The sequence below is a fragment of the Streptomyces sp. NPDC017993 genome, from assembly GCF_044328065.1.
Taxonomy (GTDB): domain Bacteria; phylum Actinomycetota; class Actinomycetes; order Streptomycetales; family Streptomycetaceae; genus Streptomyces.
Window position 1 is genome coordinate 290,892 of record NZ_JBIRGO010000004.1, and the last position, 14,662, is coordinate 305,553.

11 protein-coding genes are annotated in these 14,662 nt (G+C 73.4%); all 11 read right to left on the reverse strand.

Translation table 11 applies throughout. The features are described 5' to 3' along the window. Window positions 1–670: 670 nt before the first annotated feature. Window positions 671–1,039 (reverse strand): chorismate mutase, encoded by a 369-nt coding sequence (locus tag ACH4FH_RS08665; RefSeq protein WP_398555218.1) that lies wholly within the window; start codon window positions 1,037–1,039, stop codon window positions 671–673. A gap of 230 nt (window positions 1,040–1,269) precedes the next feature. Next, a complete protein-coding gene (locus ACH4FH_RS08670; protein WP_398555022.1) occupies window positions 1,270–2,319 on the reverse strand; it encodes a sugar phosphate isomerase/epimerase family protein in 1,050 nt (349 codons plus the stop codon). Between the two features lie 91 nt (window positions 2,320–2,410). After that, window positions 2,411–3,814 (reverse strand): nucleotide pyrophosphatase/phosphodiesterase family protein, encoded by a 1,404-nt coding sequence (locus ACH4FH_RS08675; RefSeq protein ID WP_398555023.1) that lies wholly within the window; start codon window positions 3,812–3,814, stop codon window positions 2,411–2,413. Further along, entirely contained in the window at window positions 3,811–5,052 is a 1,242-nt protein-coding gene (gene eboE, locus ACH4FH_RS08680; RefSeq protein ID WP_398555024.1) for a metabolite traffic protein EboE, read from the reverse strand. The genes ACH4FH_RS08675 and eboE overlap by 4 nt, the downstream gene beginning before the upstream one ends. A 13-nt stretch (window positions 5,053–5,065) precedes the next feature. Beyond that, on the reverse strand, window positions 5,066–5,914 hold the full coding sequence (locus ACH4FH_RS08685; protein ID WP_398555025.1) for a TatD family hydrolase: 849 nt from the start codon (window positions 5,912–5,914) through the stop codon (window positions 5,066–5,068). Window positions 5,915–5,937: 23 nt separating this feature from the next. Next, a complete protein-coding gene (locus ACH4FH_RS08690; protein ID WP_398555026.1) occupies window positions 5,938–6,720 on the reverse strand; it encodes an EboA domain-containing protein in 783 nt (260 codons plus the stop codon). Beyond that, entirely contained in the window at window positions 6,714–7,634 is a 921-nt protein-coding gene (locus ACH4FH_RS08695) for a sugar phosphate isomerase/epimerase family protein (RefSeq protein WP_398555027.1), read from the reverse strand. Before ACH4FH_RS08695 ends, ACH4FH_RS08690 begins: the two co-directional genes overlap by 7 nt. Further along, on the reverse strand, window positions 7,631–8,818 hold the full coding sequence (locus ACH4FH_RS08700) for an SCO3242 family prenyltransferase (RefSeq protein ID WP_398555028.1): 1,188 nt from the start codon (window positions 8,816–8,818) through the stop codon (window positions 7,631–7,633). Before ACH4FH_RS08700 ends, ACH4FH_RS08695 begins: the two co-directional genes overlap by 4 nt. Before the next feature lie 293 nt (window positions 8,819–9,111). After that, window positions 9,112–10,380, reverse strand: a complete 1,269-nt coding sequence (locus tag ACH4FH_RS08705) for an inositol-3-phosphate synthase (RefSeq protein ID WP_398555029.1) — start codon at window positions 10,378–10,380, stop codon at window positions 9,112–9,114. Next, complete coding sequence (locus ACH4FH_RS08710; RefSeq protein WP_398555030.1) at window positions 10,380–11,741, reverse strand: ThuA domain-containing protein; 1,362 nt, start codon at window positions 11,739–11,741, stop codon at window positions 10,380–10,382. The genes ACH4FH_RS08705 and ACH4FH_RS08710 overlap by 1 nt, the downstream gene beginning before the upstream one ends. A 161-nt stretch (window positions 11,742–11,902) precedes the next feature. Further along, on the reverse strand, window positions 11,903–14,377 hold the full coding sequence (locus ACH4FH_RS08715) for a PQQ-dependent sugar dehydrogenase (protein ID WP_398555031.1): 2,475 nt from the start codon (window positions 14,375–14,377) through the stop codon (window positions 11,903–11,905). Window positions 14,378–14,662: the final 285 nt, after the last annotated feature.

Genomic DNA, 14,662 nt, shown 5'->3' on the forward strand with positions numbered 1-14,662 from the left:
TGCACGGCCGGAGGGGCAGGGTGGTGGCGCTCGGTCGGCTCCCCGGTGGAACCGTGTGTTACCGGACGGTAGTGGTCCGTGACGGCGCTGTGGGGTGGTCCGGCGTCAGATATGGCGAGTGTCACTCGGGCCGGTCGGCGCGACCACCCGGGAGGAGCGGTCGGCGGGCCGGGTCTCCCTGACGGGGCGCGCCGTCTCGGTGGGCGTACGGCCGGCGCGCGCACCCCGCCGCTTCCAGGGCTTCCTTCCTTCGCCTGCACCGTGACGGCGGCCCCGGAGGCGATCACGCCGGCGTGGCCCGGGACCTTCCGTCGGGGCGGTGGTGACCGAGGGACCCGATTGCGGTCGGGGACGGACGGCTGGGCCCGCTCGCCTCGGCATGAAGGCGAACGGCGACGCGCGGGAACGGGTCGGTAAGCCCCTCGGCGGCGGCTCGATGTCGACGACCGGCGGCGAAGACCGTCCGCCGCCGGCGACCGGCGCACAACCACCGGCAGCGGGCAGCGGGCAGGGTCGAGCTGAGCGACCAACATCGCCTGGCACACGGGGAGTTGGCGGCTGGGAGTCGGCTACTCGGACCGTCCGACCGGGGGCAGCAACCGGCGAGCGGACGGAACGAGGGTGGGCGGTGCCGTGACGGCACCGCCCACCCTCGTGGTGTCGCGGAAGGTCAGCCGGCGGACGGCCGGCCCGGCTCCTCAAGGGTCCGGTCGGCGATCGCGCGGTGGTGGCGGACGACCTCGTCGATGATGAAGTTCAGGAACTTCTCGGCGAACGCCGGGTCGAGCCGGGCGTCCGCGGCCAGCGTGCGCAGCCGCGCGATCTGTGCGGCCTCGCGGGCCGGGTCGGCGGGCGGCAGGCTGTGCCGGGCCTTGAGTTCGCCGACCTGCTGGGTGCACTTGAAGCGCTCGGCGAGCAGGTGCACCAGGGCGGCGTCGAGGTTGTCGATGCTGCTGCGCAGATAGCTCAACTGCTCGCGGGCCGCCTCGTCGGCGACGGTGGCCGTGTCGCCGGCCGCCGGTGCTGTCCCCTCGCTCATGTGCGTCTCGCCATTCGTCATCGGGTGGTGCGTGATCGCCTGCACATTACCCGGAGCCGGGGCTTCCCCTCGGCCTGGTCTCGCGGATCGGACCGGATCCGGCCGGAGGACCGCGGCACGGCGCGGGCAGCGCGGGCGACGACGGCGTGGCGCCGCGGGGATCGCAGGGGCGTCGGCGCCCCTGCGATCCCCGCTGCGGCCTGACGCCCCGACGGCTTCGCGGACACGCCCTAGCCGCGCAGGATCCGGAGGTGGCGGGCGGAGCGGGCCGCGGTGGACAGCGAGCCGGCCGGGTTGGCGGCCGGGTCGACGGCGTCGTCGCGTTCGACGATCCAGTGGTGGTCGCGGGAGTCGCACCCCTTGCGCCGGTTCACGGTGGCCAGGAAGCGCCGGTAGTCGATGTCGCCGTCGCCGACGTCGGCCATGCGGTAGCCGTCCTGTTCCGCGGTGTCGTGTTCGCCGTCCTTGACGTGGAAGAGCGGGTAGCGGTTCGGGGCCTTCAGCACGTAGTCCAGGGGCTCGAAGGGTGCCGGAGTGCCGTCGGGCCGCCGGGAGAAGCGGTACTGCGCGACGTAGGCCCAGTAGATGTCCATTTCGAGGAAGACCAGGTCGGGGTCGGTCTCGGCGAGCAACACGTCGTAGAGCCGTACGCGTGGGTCGTCGGTGGCGAAGGAGAATTCCTCGGCGTGGTTGTGGTGGTAGAAGCGCAGCCCGCGGGCCTTGGCGGCGGCCCCGTAGGCGTTGAACTCCTCGGCGGCGCGCTTCCAGGCGTCGACGGTGTCGCCGTAGCGGTTGGGGCTGGAGGGGGTCCCGACGTACGGCAGGCCGAGCGCCTCCGCGTCGTCGAGGACCTGGGTGAGGTTGGTGGCGAAGGTGTACGCCTTGGGGTCGGTGGAGGCGTAGCCAACATGGCTGCCGACGCCCCGCAGGCCGTTGTCCCGCAGCAGGCGCTTGAGCTGCGCGAGGTTGATGGGGCCCGCGCTGCCCTGTGTGTAGCCCGCGAACTCGACCTCGTCGTACTGATAGCGGGCGAGCTCCTCGAAGACCCGGGCGAAGCCCAGCGAGCCGGTCTGGTCGCGCAGGGTGTAGAGCTGGATGCCGAGACGGCCGGGCGGCAGCAGCCTGCGGCGGCCGAGCGCCGGAGCTGCCGCGGGGACGGCCGCGGTGGCGGTCCGGGCGCCGAGGAGGGCGGCGGCCGTGGTGCCGGCGGCGACGCCGAGGAATCTGCGCCGGGCGAGGGTGCGGGCGAGGTCTCGGGTGCGCTCGGGGTCGTGCGTCATGGTCGGCTCCTGATGAGTGGGTGGCGTGCGGTGGGCTGCCGGCGCGGCGGAGGTACGGGTGGCCGGCGACCTGGCTCGGCGGGGGGACCGGTCAGGTGAGTCGGGCGAGGCGGAGCAGCAGGGGCTTGATGTCGGTGGCCCCGGGGGCGGCCGGCAGGGTGTCCGGCTGCGAGCAGATGAGGACCGGGCCGTCGGCGGCGTCGGCGGGCAGCAGACCGTGGCTGCCGCGGACCGGCTCGGGGTCGAGCGGGACGACAGCCATGCGGTAGCGCATCCCGGTCTTCTTGCGGGCCAGCGCCGTCGCGGCGCGCAGGCGGACGTACGGGTCCCGCGGGTCCATGAAGAGTTCCGCCGGGTCGTAGCCCGGCTTGCGGTGGATCTCGACGAGCCGGGCGAAGTCGGGCGCGCGGGCGTCGTCGAGCCAGTAGTAGTACGTGAACCAGGCGTCCCGCTCGGCCAGGGCGACGAGTTCGCCGGCGCGCGGGTGGTCGATGCCGTACTCCTTCTTGCCCTCGTCGTCCAGGAGCCGGTCGAGGCCGGGGAGGTCGGCGAGCGCCGCGCGGGTTGCGGCGAGGTCCTCGGGGCGGCGGACGTAGACGTGCGCGATCTGGTGGTCGGCCACGGCGAAGGCGCGGGACGCGGTGGGGTCGAGGTACTCCATGCCGTCCTGGGTGTGCACCTCCAGCAGGCCGGCCGTGCGCAGCGCGCGGTTGATGTCGACCGGGCGGCGCACCCGCGTGATGCCGTATTCGGAGAGGGCGACGACGGTGGTGCCGGCGTTGCGCGCGTCGTCGAGGAGGGGCGCGAGGACGGTGTCCAGCGCGGTCGCCGCGGCGTGCGCGCGGGGGTCGTCGGGACCGTAGCGCTGGAGGTCGTAGTCCAGGTGCGGCAGGTAGGCGAGGGTGAGGTCGGGGCGGCGGGTGCGGTGGAGGTGCCGGGTGGCGTCGGTGATCCACTGCGAGGAGGCGAGCGAGGCGGTCGGGCCCCAGTAGGTGAAGAGGGGGAACGGGCCGAGCAGGTCGGTCAGTTCGTCGTGCAGGGCGGGCGGCCGGGTGTAGCAGTCGGGTTCCTTGCGGCCGTCGGCGTAGTAGATGGGGCGCGGGGTGACGGTCCAGTCGGTGTCGGCTCCCATGGCGTACCACCAGCAGACGTTGGCGACGGTGTAGCCGGGGTGCGCGCGGCGGGCGGCGTCCCAGACCTTGTCGCCGCCGACGAGGGCGTTGTGCTGCCGCCAGAGGTGGACCTCGCCGACGTCGCGGAAGTACCAGCCGTTGCCGACGATGCCGTGCTCGGCGGGGGTCGTGCCGGTGAGGAAGGTCGACTGGACGCTGCAGGTGACGGCGGGCAGGACGGTGTTCAAGGGACGCTGCGCGCCGGCCCCGGCGAGGGCGGACAGATGCGGCATGTGGCACAGGAGGCGCGGGGTGAGGCCGACGACGTCGAGGACGAGCAGCCGCTGCACGCCGCCGGTGTCGGGCGCGGTGGGGTCGGTCACGGCAGCTCCTTGAGGCCGAGGTCGGTCAACAGGTCGCGGGCCAGGGACAGTTCGGCGGCGATGCCGTCGATCAGCCGGGCGCGGCTGCGGGGGCGCAGCGCGGGTGGCAGCGCCTGCCAGGTGTATGTCTCGACCTCCAGGTGGTGCGTGCGCGGCACCGGTCCGCCGACCAGGAGGGCGAGGGTGTCCTGGAGGACGGCCATGGTGGAGGTGAGCGGCGGCTCGGGCGGGGCGTGCAGCGGCACGTGGAAGTGGGCGCGCCAGGGGGCGGTGGTGGGCAGGCCGCCACCGTCGGCGAGGGCTTCGTCGAGGTCGTCGGTGGCCCGCAGCGTGCCCTGCGGAGTACGGGTCCGTGTCTGGTGCAGGAACCGTGGCTCGGCGAACGCCCCGAGGGACGCGCGCACTTCGGGCCGGTCGGGGTGTTCGGCGTGCAGCGCGGCGGACAGCTGGGATTTGACGATGGGCACGCCCGCCCGGTGCAGCGCGTCGAGGGCGTGTGCCGGGTCCTCGAAGGAGGTGGCGAGGTGGCAGGTGTCGACGCAGATGCCGATACGGGGTTGCGGGGCGGGGGGCTGCCCCGCCGTGCGGGGCCGGCCGTCGGCGCGGTCCCGGTTGACTGCGGCGAGGGGATCGATGGCGTCCGCGGTGGTCTCGACGGTGCAGCCGGGCTCGGGCTCCAGGCCGACGCGGACGGAGCGGCCGGTGAGGTCGTGCAGGGCGTCCAGCCGCTCGGCGAGGAGGCGGAGCGCGTCGAGGGCGGCGTCCTGCCGTTCGATGGCGCCCCGGGCCTGGTCGAAGTCGGTGCGCCAGCCGAGCGGGAGGGTGGAGATGGTGCCTTCGGTGGCGTCGTCGGGGAGCAGGGCGGTCAGCAGCCGCGCCAGGTCGGTGGTGTGGTCAAGTCGTTCGGGCTCGGTCCAATCGGGCCGGTAGACACGGTATTTGACGTGCTGGTCGCCGAAGCCCTGGTAGGGGAAGCCGTTGAGGGTGACCACTTCGAGGCCGCGGCTGTCCAGCTCACGGCGGAGCCGGCGCAGCGCTGCGGGGTCGGCGGTCAGCGCGCGGGCGGCGTCCCGGGCGAGCCAGAGCCCGATGCCCAGGCGGTCGCGGCCCAGGCGCTTGCGGACCGGTTCGCAGTGGTCGCGGAGCTGGGTGAGGACGCCGTCGAGGGTCTCGGCGGGGTGGACGTTGGTGCAGTAGGCGAGGTGGACGGTGGAGCCGTCGGGGTGGCGGAAGCGCATACCGGTGCCCTCCTCATTCCCCGCCGCGCAGGATGGAGTTGCCTTCGTACAGTGCGCCGGGTGGTGCGGCGTGCAGGTCCAGGCGGCCGCTCTGTCCGTAGAAGGCGGCGGGGTTGCGCCACAGCACCTTGTCGACGTCGTCCTCGGTGAAGCCGGCCCCGAGCATGGCGTCACCGGCCTGCCGGGTGGTGAGCGGGTCGCTGCGGCCCCAGTCCGCCGCGGAGTTGACCATGATCCGTTCGGTGCCGTGCAGACGCAGGATCCGCACCATCCGGTCGGCGTCCATCTTGGTGTCGGGGTAGAGGGAGAAGCCCAGCCAGCAGCCGCTGTCGGCGGCCTCGCCCACGGTGGTCTCGTTGAGGTGGTCGAGCACCACCCGCTCGGGGGCGAGGTCGGATTCGCGCAGCACGTCGAGGGTCCGGCGCAGCCCGGCGGCCTTGTCCCGGTGCGGGGTGTGGACGAGCGCCGGCAGGTCGTGTTCGGCGGCGAGCTGGAGCTGGGCGGCGAGGGCGGTGTCCTCGGCCGGGGTCATGGAGTCGTAGCCGATCTCGCCGACGGCGACGACGGAGTCCTTCACCAGATAGCGGGGCAGGGCGTCGAGGACGGGCGTGCAGCGCGGGTCGTTGGCCTCTTTGGGGTTCAGGGCCAGGGTGCAGTGGTGGGCGATGCCGTACTGGGCGGCGCGGAAGGGCTCCCAGCCGAGGAGGGAGTCGAAGTAGTCGAAGAAGGCGGCGGCCGAGGTGCGGGGCTGCCCCAGCCAGAAGGACGGCTCGACGACGGCCCGGACGCCGGCTGCGTGCATGGACTCGTAGTCGTCGGTGGTGCGGGAGGTCATGTGGATGTGCGGGTCGAAGATGCGCATCGGGACTCCTCGCGTGGTGGGGGTCAGGCCGTTGCCGGTGGTTCGGCGGGGAGCCGGGGCGGCTCGGTGGACGGGGCGGGCCGGTCGGCGGTGCGGGCCGGGCCGGTGAGGGCAAGGACGTGGTGGAGGTCGTCGGGTACGGCGCGGCCCGCGGCGGTGCGTTCGCGGGCGTAGTCACCGAGCATCCGGGCCAGTTCGGTGTCGCCCCGGGCCCGCTGCGCGAGCCCGGCGACGGCTCGCACCGGGACGCCGGTGAACAGGCACTTCAGGATGGCGTGCCGCCAGGCGTGGGCGTCGAGGTGGCGCGCGGCGTACGGCCCGACGGCCGCCGCGACCAGCCGGGTGTCGTTGGTGCGCAGGGCGTCCTCGACGAGCGGCCGGGCTCCCGGGCCGAGTCCGAGGTGGGGCAGGGCGCCGAGGACGGCGCGGCGCTCGGCGGCCGTGCCGTGCGCGTACAGCCGGGTCACCGTCGGGACGTCGGCGTGGGCGGCGCACAGGATGAGGACGCGGGCGGCCTCGGCCGCTTCGGGGTCCGCGCCGTGCGGCGGCTCCCGCCGGGTGCAGTACCGCCCCGCCTCGGCGAACCGTGTCTCCCAGGCGGGGGTTGGTCCGGCGGGCGGCTCGGACACCGGGAGGGCGGGCGCGGGGCCGGTGGGGTGGTCGGTGTCAGCGGCCGGGTGGGCGGACGTGACGGCGTGGGCCGCTTCGGCCAGCGAGTCGGTGAGCCAGGCACGGGCGGCGGCGTGCAGACGGGTGTGCAGGGCGGTGTACAGCCGGGGAATCCAGTCGTCTGCGGTCGTCAGCATGAGGGGGCTCCCGCGGGGCCGGCGAGAAGGGCGGTGGCTTCGGGTGCGGTGCCGAGGCCGGCTGTGGCCGCCCGGAGGAAGCGCAGCGAGGACGCGGCGAGCTGGGGGCCGGCGTGGGAGTGGCGGGGCAGTTCGACCCCCACCAGGCCCTGGTAGCCGATGTCCTGGAGTGCCTGGAGGACCGGTGGGAAGTCGATCTCGCCCGCGCCGAACGGCAGATGCTCGTGCACGCCCCGCCGCATGTCCTCGATCTGGACGTGCCGCAGCCAGGGGGCCGCGGCCCGTACACATGCGGCGGGCGGCTCGGGCTCCAGGCACTGGCAGTGGCCGATGTCGAGGGTCAGGCCGAGGAGTGCGGCTGGCGGGTCGCCGAGGGCGGCGCGGAGCGTGTGGAACCCGGCGAGGTCACCGAGGAGATGGCCGGGTTCGGGTTCGACGGCGAGCGGCACCCCGGCCTCCGCTGCCGCGTCGAGGACGGGTCCCATGCCGTCGACGAGGCGGCGGCGGGCCGCGTCCTCGGGGGTCTCCTCCGGCCGGACGCCACTGAAGCAGTGGACCGCCGTGGTGCCCAGGTCCGCGGCGACGCGTACCGCGGTGCGCAGCAGCCCGATGCGTCGCGCGCGGGCGTCCGGGTCGGGATCGAGGAGCGTGGGGTGGTGTTTGCGGTACGGGTCCAGGACGTAGCGCGCGCCGGTCTCGATGGCCACGGAGAGCCCCAACGCTTCGAGTCTGCGGGCGATATGGGCGGTACGGGCCGGCAGGTCAGGGGCGAGGGGGTCGAGGTGCATGTGGTCGAGGGTCAGCGAGACGCCGTCGTATCCGAGGTCGGCGAGGAGGGCGAGGGCGTCGGTGAGGCGAAGGTCGGTGAGGCCGTTGGTTCCGTAGGCCAGCCGCAGGGCGGGCGTCGTCGTCATGTCGGGCTGACCTTCCTCGACAGCCGCCGGGCGGCGGGGATGAGCGCCAGCAGCGCGGCGCCGGTACCGGGTGCTCCGGCGCGTGCGGTGAGCGCCGCCTGGAGCGGGATCATGGCGCGGATGCCGCCGCCGACGGCGCGTTGGAGGAAGTACGGCGAGGGGTTGAGGGCTGCCTGGAGGAGCGGGCGGGCGGCCGTGGCGGCATAGCCGGCGACCAGTGCGGCGGTGACGGCGGTGGTCGCGGGTGTGTCGCGGACGGCGCGGGGCACGGCGGCCGACACGGCCAGGGAGAGGCGGCGCACGGCCCCGGCGGGGTGCGAAGTGGCGAGGACGGCTCCGGTGGGCGCGGGAACGGGCGTCGGCGGCGGCCCGGCGGGCCTGCTCCGGCGGGCACCGGCCCGCGCCACGGCAGCGACGGCGGCCAGGCCGGTGAGCGGCAGACCGGCGGAACTGCCTTGCGCCTCCCGGCGCGAGACGGTGGTGACGGCGAAGGTGTGGGCCCCGAGCAGCGCCGCGGAGGGCAGGGCCGCGACGGCTCGCTGCCGTGCCCCGGTCCCCTGCCGGACGGGCCCCGCCGTGGTCGACGCCCCCGCCGCCCGCCTCGGGCCCGTGGCGACGGCGCCCTGGAGGAGGTCCAGCGCACGGGCGCAGGCCATCGCCGCGGGTCCCGCGGGAGTGTTCTTGAGGTACAGGTCGTAGGCCCAGACCGTGGAGGCGAGGGCGGTGCCGGTGAGCAGGGCGGGGCGGCCCGCCGCCGCGGCGATGGCGAGGCCGGCGGCGGTCAGTCCGCAGGCCGCGGCGAACGCGGCGGCCGGACCGATCCGGCCGGACGGGAGCGGCCGGCCGGGGCGTTCGACGGCGTCGATGCCGCGGTCGGCCCAGTCGTTGAGCGCCATACCGGCCTCGTAGAGGCAGAGCGACGAGCAGGTGGCGAGGAGCGTGCGGTGGTCGGGCCGGTGGCCGCCGGCCGCGGCACCCGCCAGCAGGTCGCCGGGGACGGTGAAGAGGGCGGATACGCGCAGGAGTTCGGCCCAGGCGCGCCCCCTCGCGCGGAGCGGGACGGGTCTTCCGGGAACGGGAGCGGGGGCAGCGCCGGGCCGGCGGGCGGTGCGGGCCGGGCCCTCTTCCAGAGGCCCGGCCGCGCCCGTACGCCCGGTGACGGAATCCCCCACAGATCCCGCCACCGGGCCGCTCATGGCGGGCGGCGTCTGCACGCCGCCCCAGGACGCCGTACTGCCCGAGCCGACCGGTAGGCCACCCGGGCGGGCGCCCTGCCTGTCTGCGGCTTCCCCTCGCTCCGTCGATTCATGCCTCCGACGGTCGGCTCCTTGCGACGCGTTCGTCATACCCGCCTCCCGTGCCCCTCGCCCCGCGTCCGACCCATTCGCCGCTCGCCTATCTGCCACCTCACCAACCCCTTCTGTCCCACGCCCATATGTGGGTGCACCGGACTCCGCGTCGTCGCCGCCTCCCCCGCTCACGGGCGCCGCCCCGCGCGCAGCCGGTCGGCGAAGGCGACGAGATCCGCGTACTGGTCGGAGAGGGCGGACGGGCCGCCGTCCGGGTCCTTGAAGTAGAAGCCGAGAGCGGGTTGTGGCCCGGACAGGCCGACGGCGTGGGCGGCGGCCAGCAGCCGGGCCAGGTCCAGGACGAGGGGCGCGGCGAGCGCCGAGTCGCAGCCCTGCCAGATGGTCTGCAGGATCATCCGGTTGCCGAGGAACCCGTCGAAGGCGATGTGGTCCCAGGCGGTCTTCCAGTCGCCGAGCGCCGGAACGTTGTCGATGTGCACCTCACCCGCGGGGAGTTCACCGAGGGTGTCGGCGAGCACGCGGGCCTTCCCCGCGTTCTTCGCGGCCGCGGCGCCCGGCTCCTGGAGGGCCGCGCCGTCGCCGCCACCGAGAAGGTTGGTGCCGGACCAGGCGCGTACGGCAAGCACCCGCTGGCTGAACATCGGGGCGAGCACACTGCGCAGCAGGGTCTGGCCCGTCTTGCCGTCGCGGCCCGCGTACGGCAGCCCGCTGACGGCGGCCATCTCCTGGAGGAGGGGGTGGTGCAGGCCGGTGGAGGGGGTGAAGTTGAGGTACGGGCAGCCTGCGCGCAGCGCGGCGTGCGCGTAGAGCGAGCTGGTCGGCAGCCGGTCCGTGCGGGGGTCCTCGGGGACCGGCTCGGTGGCGGCGACGTTGATCACGACGGTGCGGTCGAGGTCGTGGTCGCGGCGGAACGCGCGCAGGTCGGCGGCGAAGGCCGCGACCAGTTCGGCGTCGTCGCGGGTGTCGCCGTTCTGTGGGCCGCCGGGGCGGATCGCGGCGTCCGCCGCGGCGAGTTCTGCGTGCACCGCGCGCGGCAGGCCGGGCGGCAGGACACCGCCCGCGGCCAGCTCCTCGGCGCGCTTGGGGAGCGGGCAGGAGGCGATGTCGTGGCCACCGAAGACGAGGGAGGCCAGCGGCGGCAGGGCCGGGACGGGCGGGTCGGTGAAGGGGGTGGTCTCGGTGACCATGCCGGTGGGCGGGTGCAGGCCCGCGGTGAGCGCGGCGCAGCCGGCGATCACGGTCGTCGCGACGGAGCCGCGGGCGCCGATGAGCCAGACGCCGGTGCGGCCGGGCGGCCCGCCCGCCTCCTCGTGCCGCGTGCCCCGCTCCGGCGCGGTCCCTTCCGCTCGGACGTGCCGGGCAGTGTCCCCGGCCGCTGCCACGGCGTCCGGGGCGGCCTGCTCCGCGGGCGTCCCGTCACACTGGCGTCGGGTCATCACTTGCCACCCTTCCCCCGCGTCCCGCCCGCCGGAGTGTCCGGCAGTTCCTTCACCCGGATGTTGCGGAAGGACACCTCGTCGTCGGCACCGTGGTTCTGGATGCCGATGTGTCCCTGGCGCAGGCTGCGGGCGGGGTCGGTGTTGGTGAAGTCGTTGATCTTGCGGCCGTTGAGCCAGATCTGCAGGCGTTCGCCCTGCACACGGATCTCGTAGGTGTTCCAGGAGCCAGGCGGGTTCAGCGCGGCGTCGCGGGCCTCGATGTCGGCGGCCTGGAAGGTGTAGACGGAGCCGGTGGTCCGGTCGGGGGCGTCGGTGGCGTCGATCTGGATCTCATAGCCGTTGTCGACGGCGGTCCAGGGGTCGTCGGAGGGCGGGAAGCCCAGGAAGATCCCGGAGTTGTCGTCCCCGGTCATCCTCCAGTCGAGCTTGAGGGAGTACGCGCCGAACTCCTTCGCCTCGTACCAGAGGAGGCCCATGCCGCCGGAGGACGTCAGGGTGCCGTCGCTGAGGGTGAAGGATCCGGGCCCGGCCTGTTTCCAGCCGTCCGTCGAGGTGCCGTCGAAGAGCGGGCGGTAGCCCTGTTCGGGGCGGCAGTCGGCCTGGGCGGCGCCGGTGGCGTAGCGGATGCCGCCGAGCAGGTGGGTGCGGAACGCCGGTTCCGCGTAGGACTCCTTGGTGTGACCCGCGCCGGTGTAGAAGGCACGTCCGCCTTGGTATTCCTGGCACCAGGAGAGCGGGTGGTCGCCATTCATGTTCCCGCCGCTGTACGACGATTCGTCGAGGGTGGCGAGGACATGGGCGCGCTCACGCGGGTTGGTGCGGTAGTTGTACCACTCGTCCGTGCGGTTCCAGGCGCCGTCGAGGTGGGCGGTGGCGGGGTGGGCGCGGTCCTCGACGCGGACGGTGGCGGGCTGGATGGCCGGGTGGGAGTCGAAGTAGGCGCCGGCCAGGCCGCCGTAGAAGGGCCAGTCGTATTCGGTGTCGGCGGCGGCGTGCACCCCGACGTACCCTCCCCCGTCGGCTATGTAGCGCTCGAAGGCGCCCTGCTGGCCGTTGTCGAGGACGTCGCCGGTGGTGGAGAGGAAGACGATGGCGTCGTAGCGCGCGAGATCGGTGTCGTTGAAGGTCGCGGCGTCCTCGGTGGCGTCGACGGCGAAGCCGTTCTGCTCGCCGAGCTCCTTGACGGCGGCGATCCCGTCGGAAATGGAGTCGTGGCGGAAACCGGCGGTCTTGGAGAAGACCAGGACGCGGCTTCCGTTGTCGCGGGGGGCGGGTGCGGCGGCGCCGGGCAGGGCCATGGCGGCGAGGAGGGTGGCGGCCGCGGCGGCCGTGACGCCCAGGCGTGCGGAGGGGTGCATCGGGTGTCCTTCCTCCGGGCGGGGCGTACGGCCCGGTCCGCCCGCCGGGTGCGGCGGGTGGTCCGGTCCGTACGCCCCGGTCGGCGAGTGTCAGCCGTGGGACGGCTGTCGGCGGTGGTGCGGGTCAGCCGTGCTGCGGGGCGGGGGCGGCGCCGTGGACCTCAGCCGGTGGTGAAGGTGAAGTCGTCCACGTCGTAGAGGGCCTCGCTGCCACTGCCCTTGAAGACGAGGTAGAGCGTCGTGGTGCCACTACCCGGCGCCTTGAGATCGGCGCTGACGTCGGCATAGGTCTCCCAGCCGCCGGTCACCGGGACCTCGGCGGAGCCGATGAGCTTGCCGTCGGCGGAGCCGGTACGGATCTCCAGGGTGCCGCCGGTGCCCGCCGAGGCGATCCGCGCGGTGATCTTCTTGGCGTTGCCGACGATGTACGGCGTGAAGGCGATCCAGTCACCGTTGTGGATCTCACCGACGGTCCTGCCGCCGTGCGCCGGGGTGTGCGAGACGATCTTGACGCCCTCGGAGGTGTCGAAGTGCTCGGCCTGCCGGTGCTTGGGCTGGACGACGTTCTGGTCGTGCGTGGTCAGCGCGGGCTGGCCGCCCGCGCCCTTGTCGGTGTACTCGGCGTCGAAGACCCCGAAGATGTTGGCGTTGGGGTCGTGCTCGCCGTCCGCCAGCGTCTGGAGGGTGCCTTCGCAGCCGTTGGCCGAGGTGACGGGGTGCCCGTGGCTGTCGTGACCGAGGACATGGGTCACCTTGACCTTGCTGCAGTCGATCGTGCCGTCCTCGGGGTCACTGACCTTCACCTTGAAGGGCACCTTGTCGCCGAAGGTGAACAGCTGCCCGTCACCGGGGAGCTCCAGGGTCACCTTCGGCGCGGTGTTGCCGACGGTCAGGTGCACACTGGCCGACCCGGTGCGGCCGGTGCTGTCCTTGGCGGTGACGGTCGCGGTGTAGGTCCCGTTCTTGGTGTACGTGTGCGACGGGTTCTGCTCGGTGGCGGTGTCGCCGTCCCCGAAGTCCCAGCTGTAGCCGATGGCTCCGCCGTCCGCGTCGGTGGCCGAGGCGGTGAACTTCGCGGCCAGCGGCGCCTGCCCCGAGGTCTTGTCGACCTTGGCCTGGGCGACCGGGGAGTGGCCGTCGGTGGCGTTCTCGATGCGGTAGAGCGCGGAGTTCTCGTCGCCGTTGAAGTAGCCCGTGCCGTAGTCCAGGACGTACAGCGCGCCGTCGGGGCCGAAGGCCATGTCCATGACCTGCGTGCCGGCCCAGGGGAAGGCGTTGATGGACGACACGGTGCCGTCGTCGGTCTGATCGATCCGCTTGATCCAGGCGCGGCCGAACTCCCCGGCGAAGAAGTTGTTGTCGTAGGACTCGGGGAACTTCACCTTGGAGTCGGACGCGGCGTCGTAGTGGTAGACCGGGCCGCCCATGGGCGATTCCGAGCCGGTGCCGAATTCGGGCACCGAGCCGCCGTCGTAGGGGATCCAGGCGGGCTGCGCGGCCGGCAGGTCGGTGAGGCCGGTGTTGAGCGCGGAGGTGTTCTTGGGGGCGGCGCAGTCGAAGGCCGCTCCCGAGGTCTGGGTGGCGAAGTCGTAGTCGATGTACGCGTCGTTCTTGCCGGTGCAGAACGGCCAGCCGAAGTTGCCGGGCTTGGTGATGCGGGCGAACTCGACCTGCCCTGCCGGGCCGCGCTTGGGGTCGGCGGCGCCGGCGTCCGGGCCGTAGTCGCCGACGTAGACGGTGCCGGTGGGCTTGTCGACGCTCATCCGGAACGGGTTGCGGAAGCCCATGGCGTAGATCTCGGGCCGTGTCTTCTCGGTCCCCTGCGGGAAGAGGTTGCCGTCCGGGACGGTATACGAGCCGTCGTCGGCCACCTTGATGCGCAGGATCTTGCCGCGCAGGTCATTGGTGTTGCCTGCGCTGCGCCGCGCGTCGTACGCGGGGTTGCGGCCGGCGCGTTCGTCGATGGGGGTGAAGCCGTCGGAGGCGAACGGGTTGGAGTCGTCGCCGGTCGAGAGATAGAGGTTGCCCTGCGCGTCGAAGTCGATGTCACCGCCGACGTGGCAGCAGATGCCGCGGCTGGCGGGGACGTCGAGGATCTTCTTCTCGCTGGCGGTGTCCAGGGTGCCGTCGGTCTTCAGCACGAAGCGGGAGAGGCGGTTGACGCCGTCGAACTTCGCGAAGTCGGCGGCCGTCCCTTCGTTGGGGGCATCGCCCGCGGGAGTGTCCAACTGGGGTGCGTAGTAAAGGTAGATGAAGCGGTTCTCGGTGAATCCGGGGTCGACGCCGACGCCCTGCAGGCCCTCTTCGTCATGGGAGTAGACGGGAATTTTGCCGGCCACGGCGGTGTCGCCGCCGGAGCCGGTCAGCCGCAGTGTGCCGTCGCGTGCGGTGTGCAGCACGGAGCGGTCGGGCAGGACGGCGAGCGTCATGGGCTCGCCCATCTCGGTCTCGCCCTTGGCGAGGGTGACCTGCTGGAAGTCCTCGGCGGCCGCCTTGGTTGCGGCCTGGTCGCCGGCCGGAGCGGCGCCGGCGGCCGTCACCCCGGTCAGGGAGAGCGATCCGGCTGCCAGCAGGCCGCCGGCGAAGAGGGCGAGGGCCGGACGGATTCTGCGAAGTCGGTGCCGTTTGCGGTACACGCGGTGCCTCCCGTGCGGGTTGTCGATGGGGGGAGTTCGCTGTGTTGCGCTGATCTCACTGCGCTGCGCTTGGAGTGCGGGTTCCGCGGCAGCGGGGCCGGCGTTGTCGCTGCGCCGGCGGTACATCTGTGCCGGTGTGACGTCGTGACGGTGCGTCAAGCGGTGCGCGGAGACGGACGGTGACATGGCGCCAAATATGCCGGTCCGTCACCTCGTGTCGACGACCTGACGTTGTATCACTGTCATGCCCACGACACGTGTGGACATCGTCTGGGACGGTAGCCC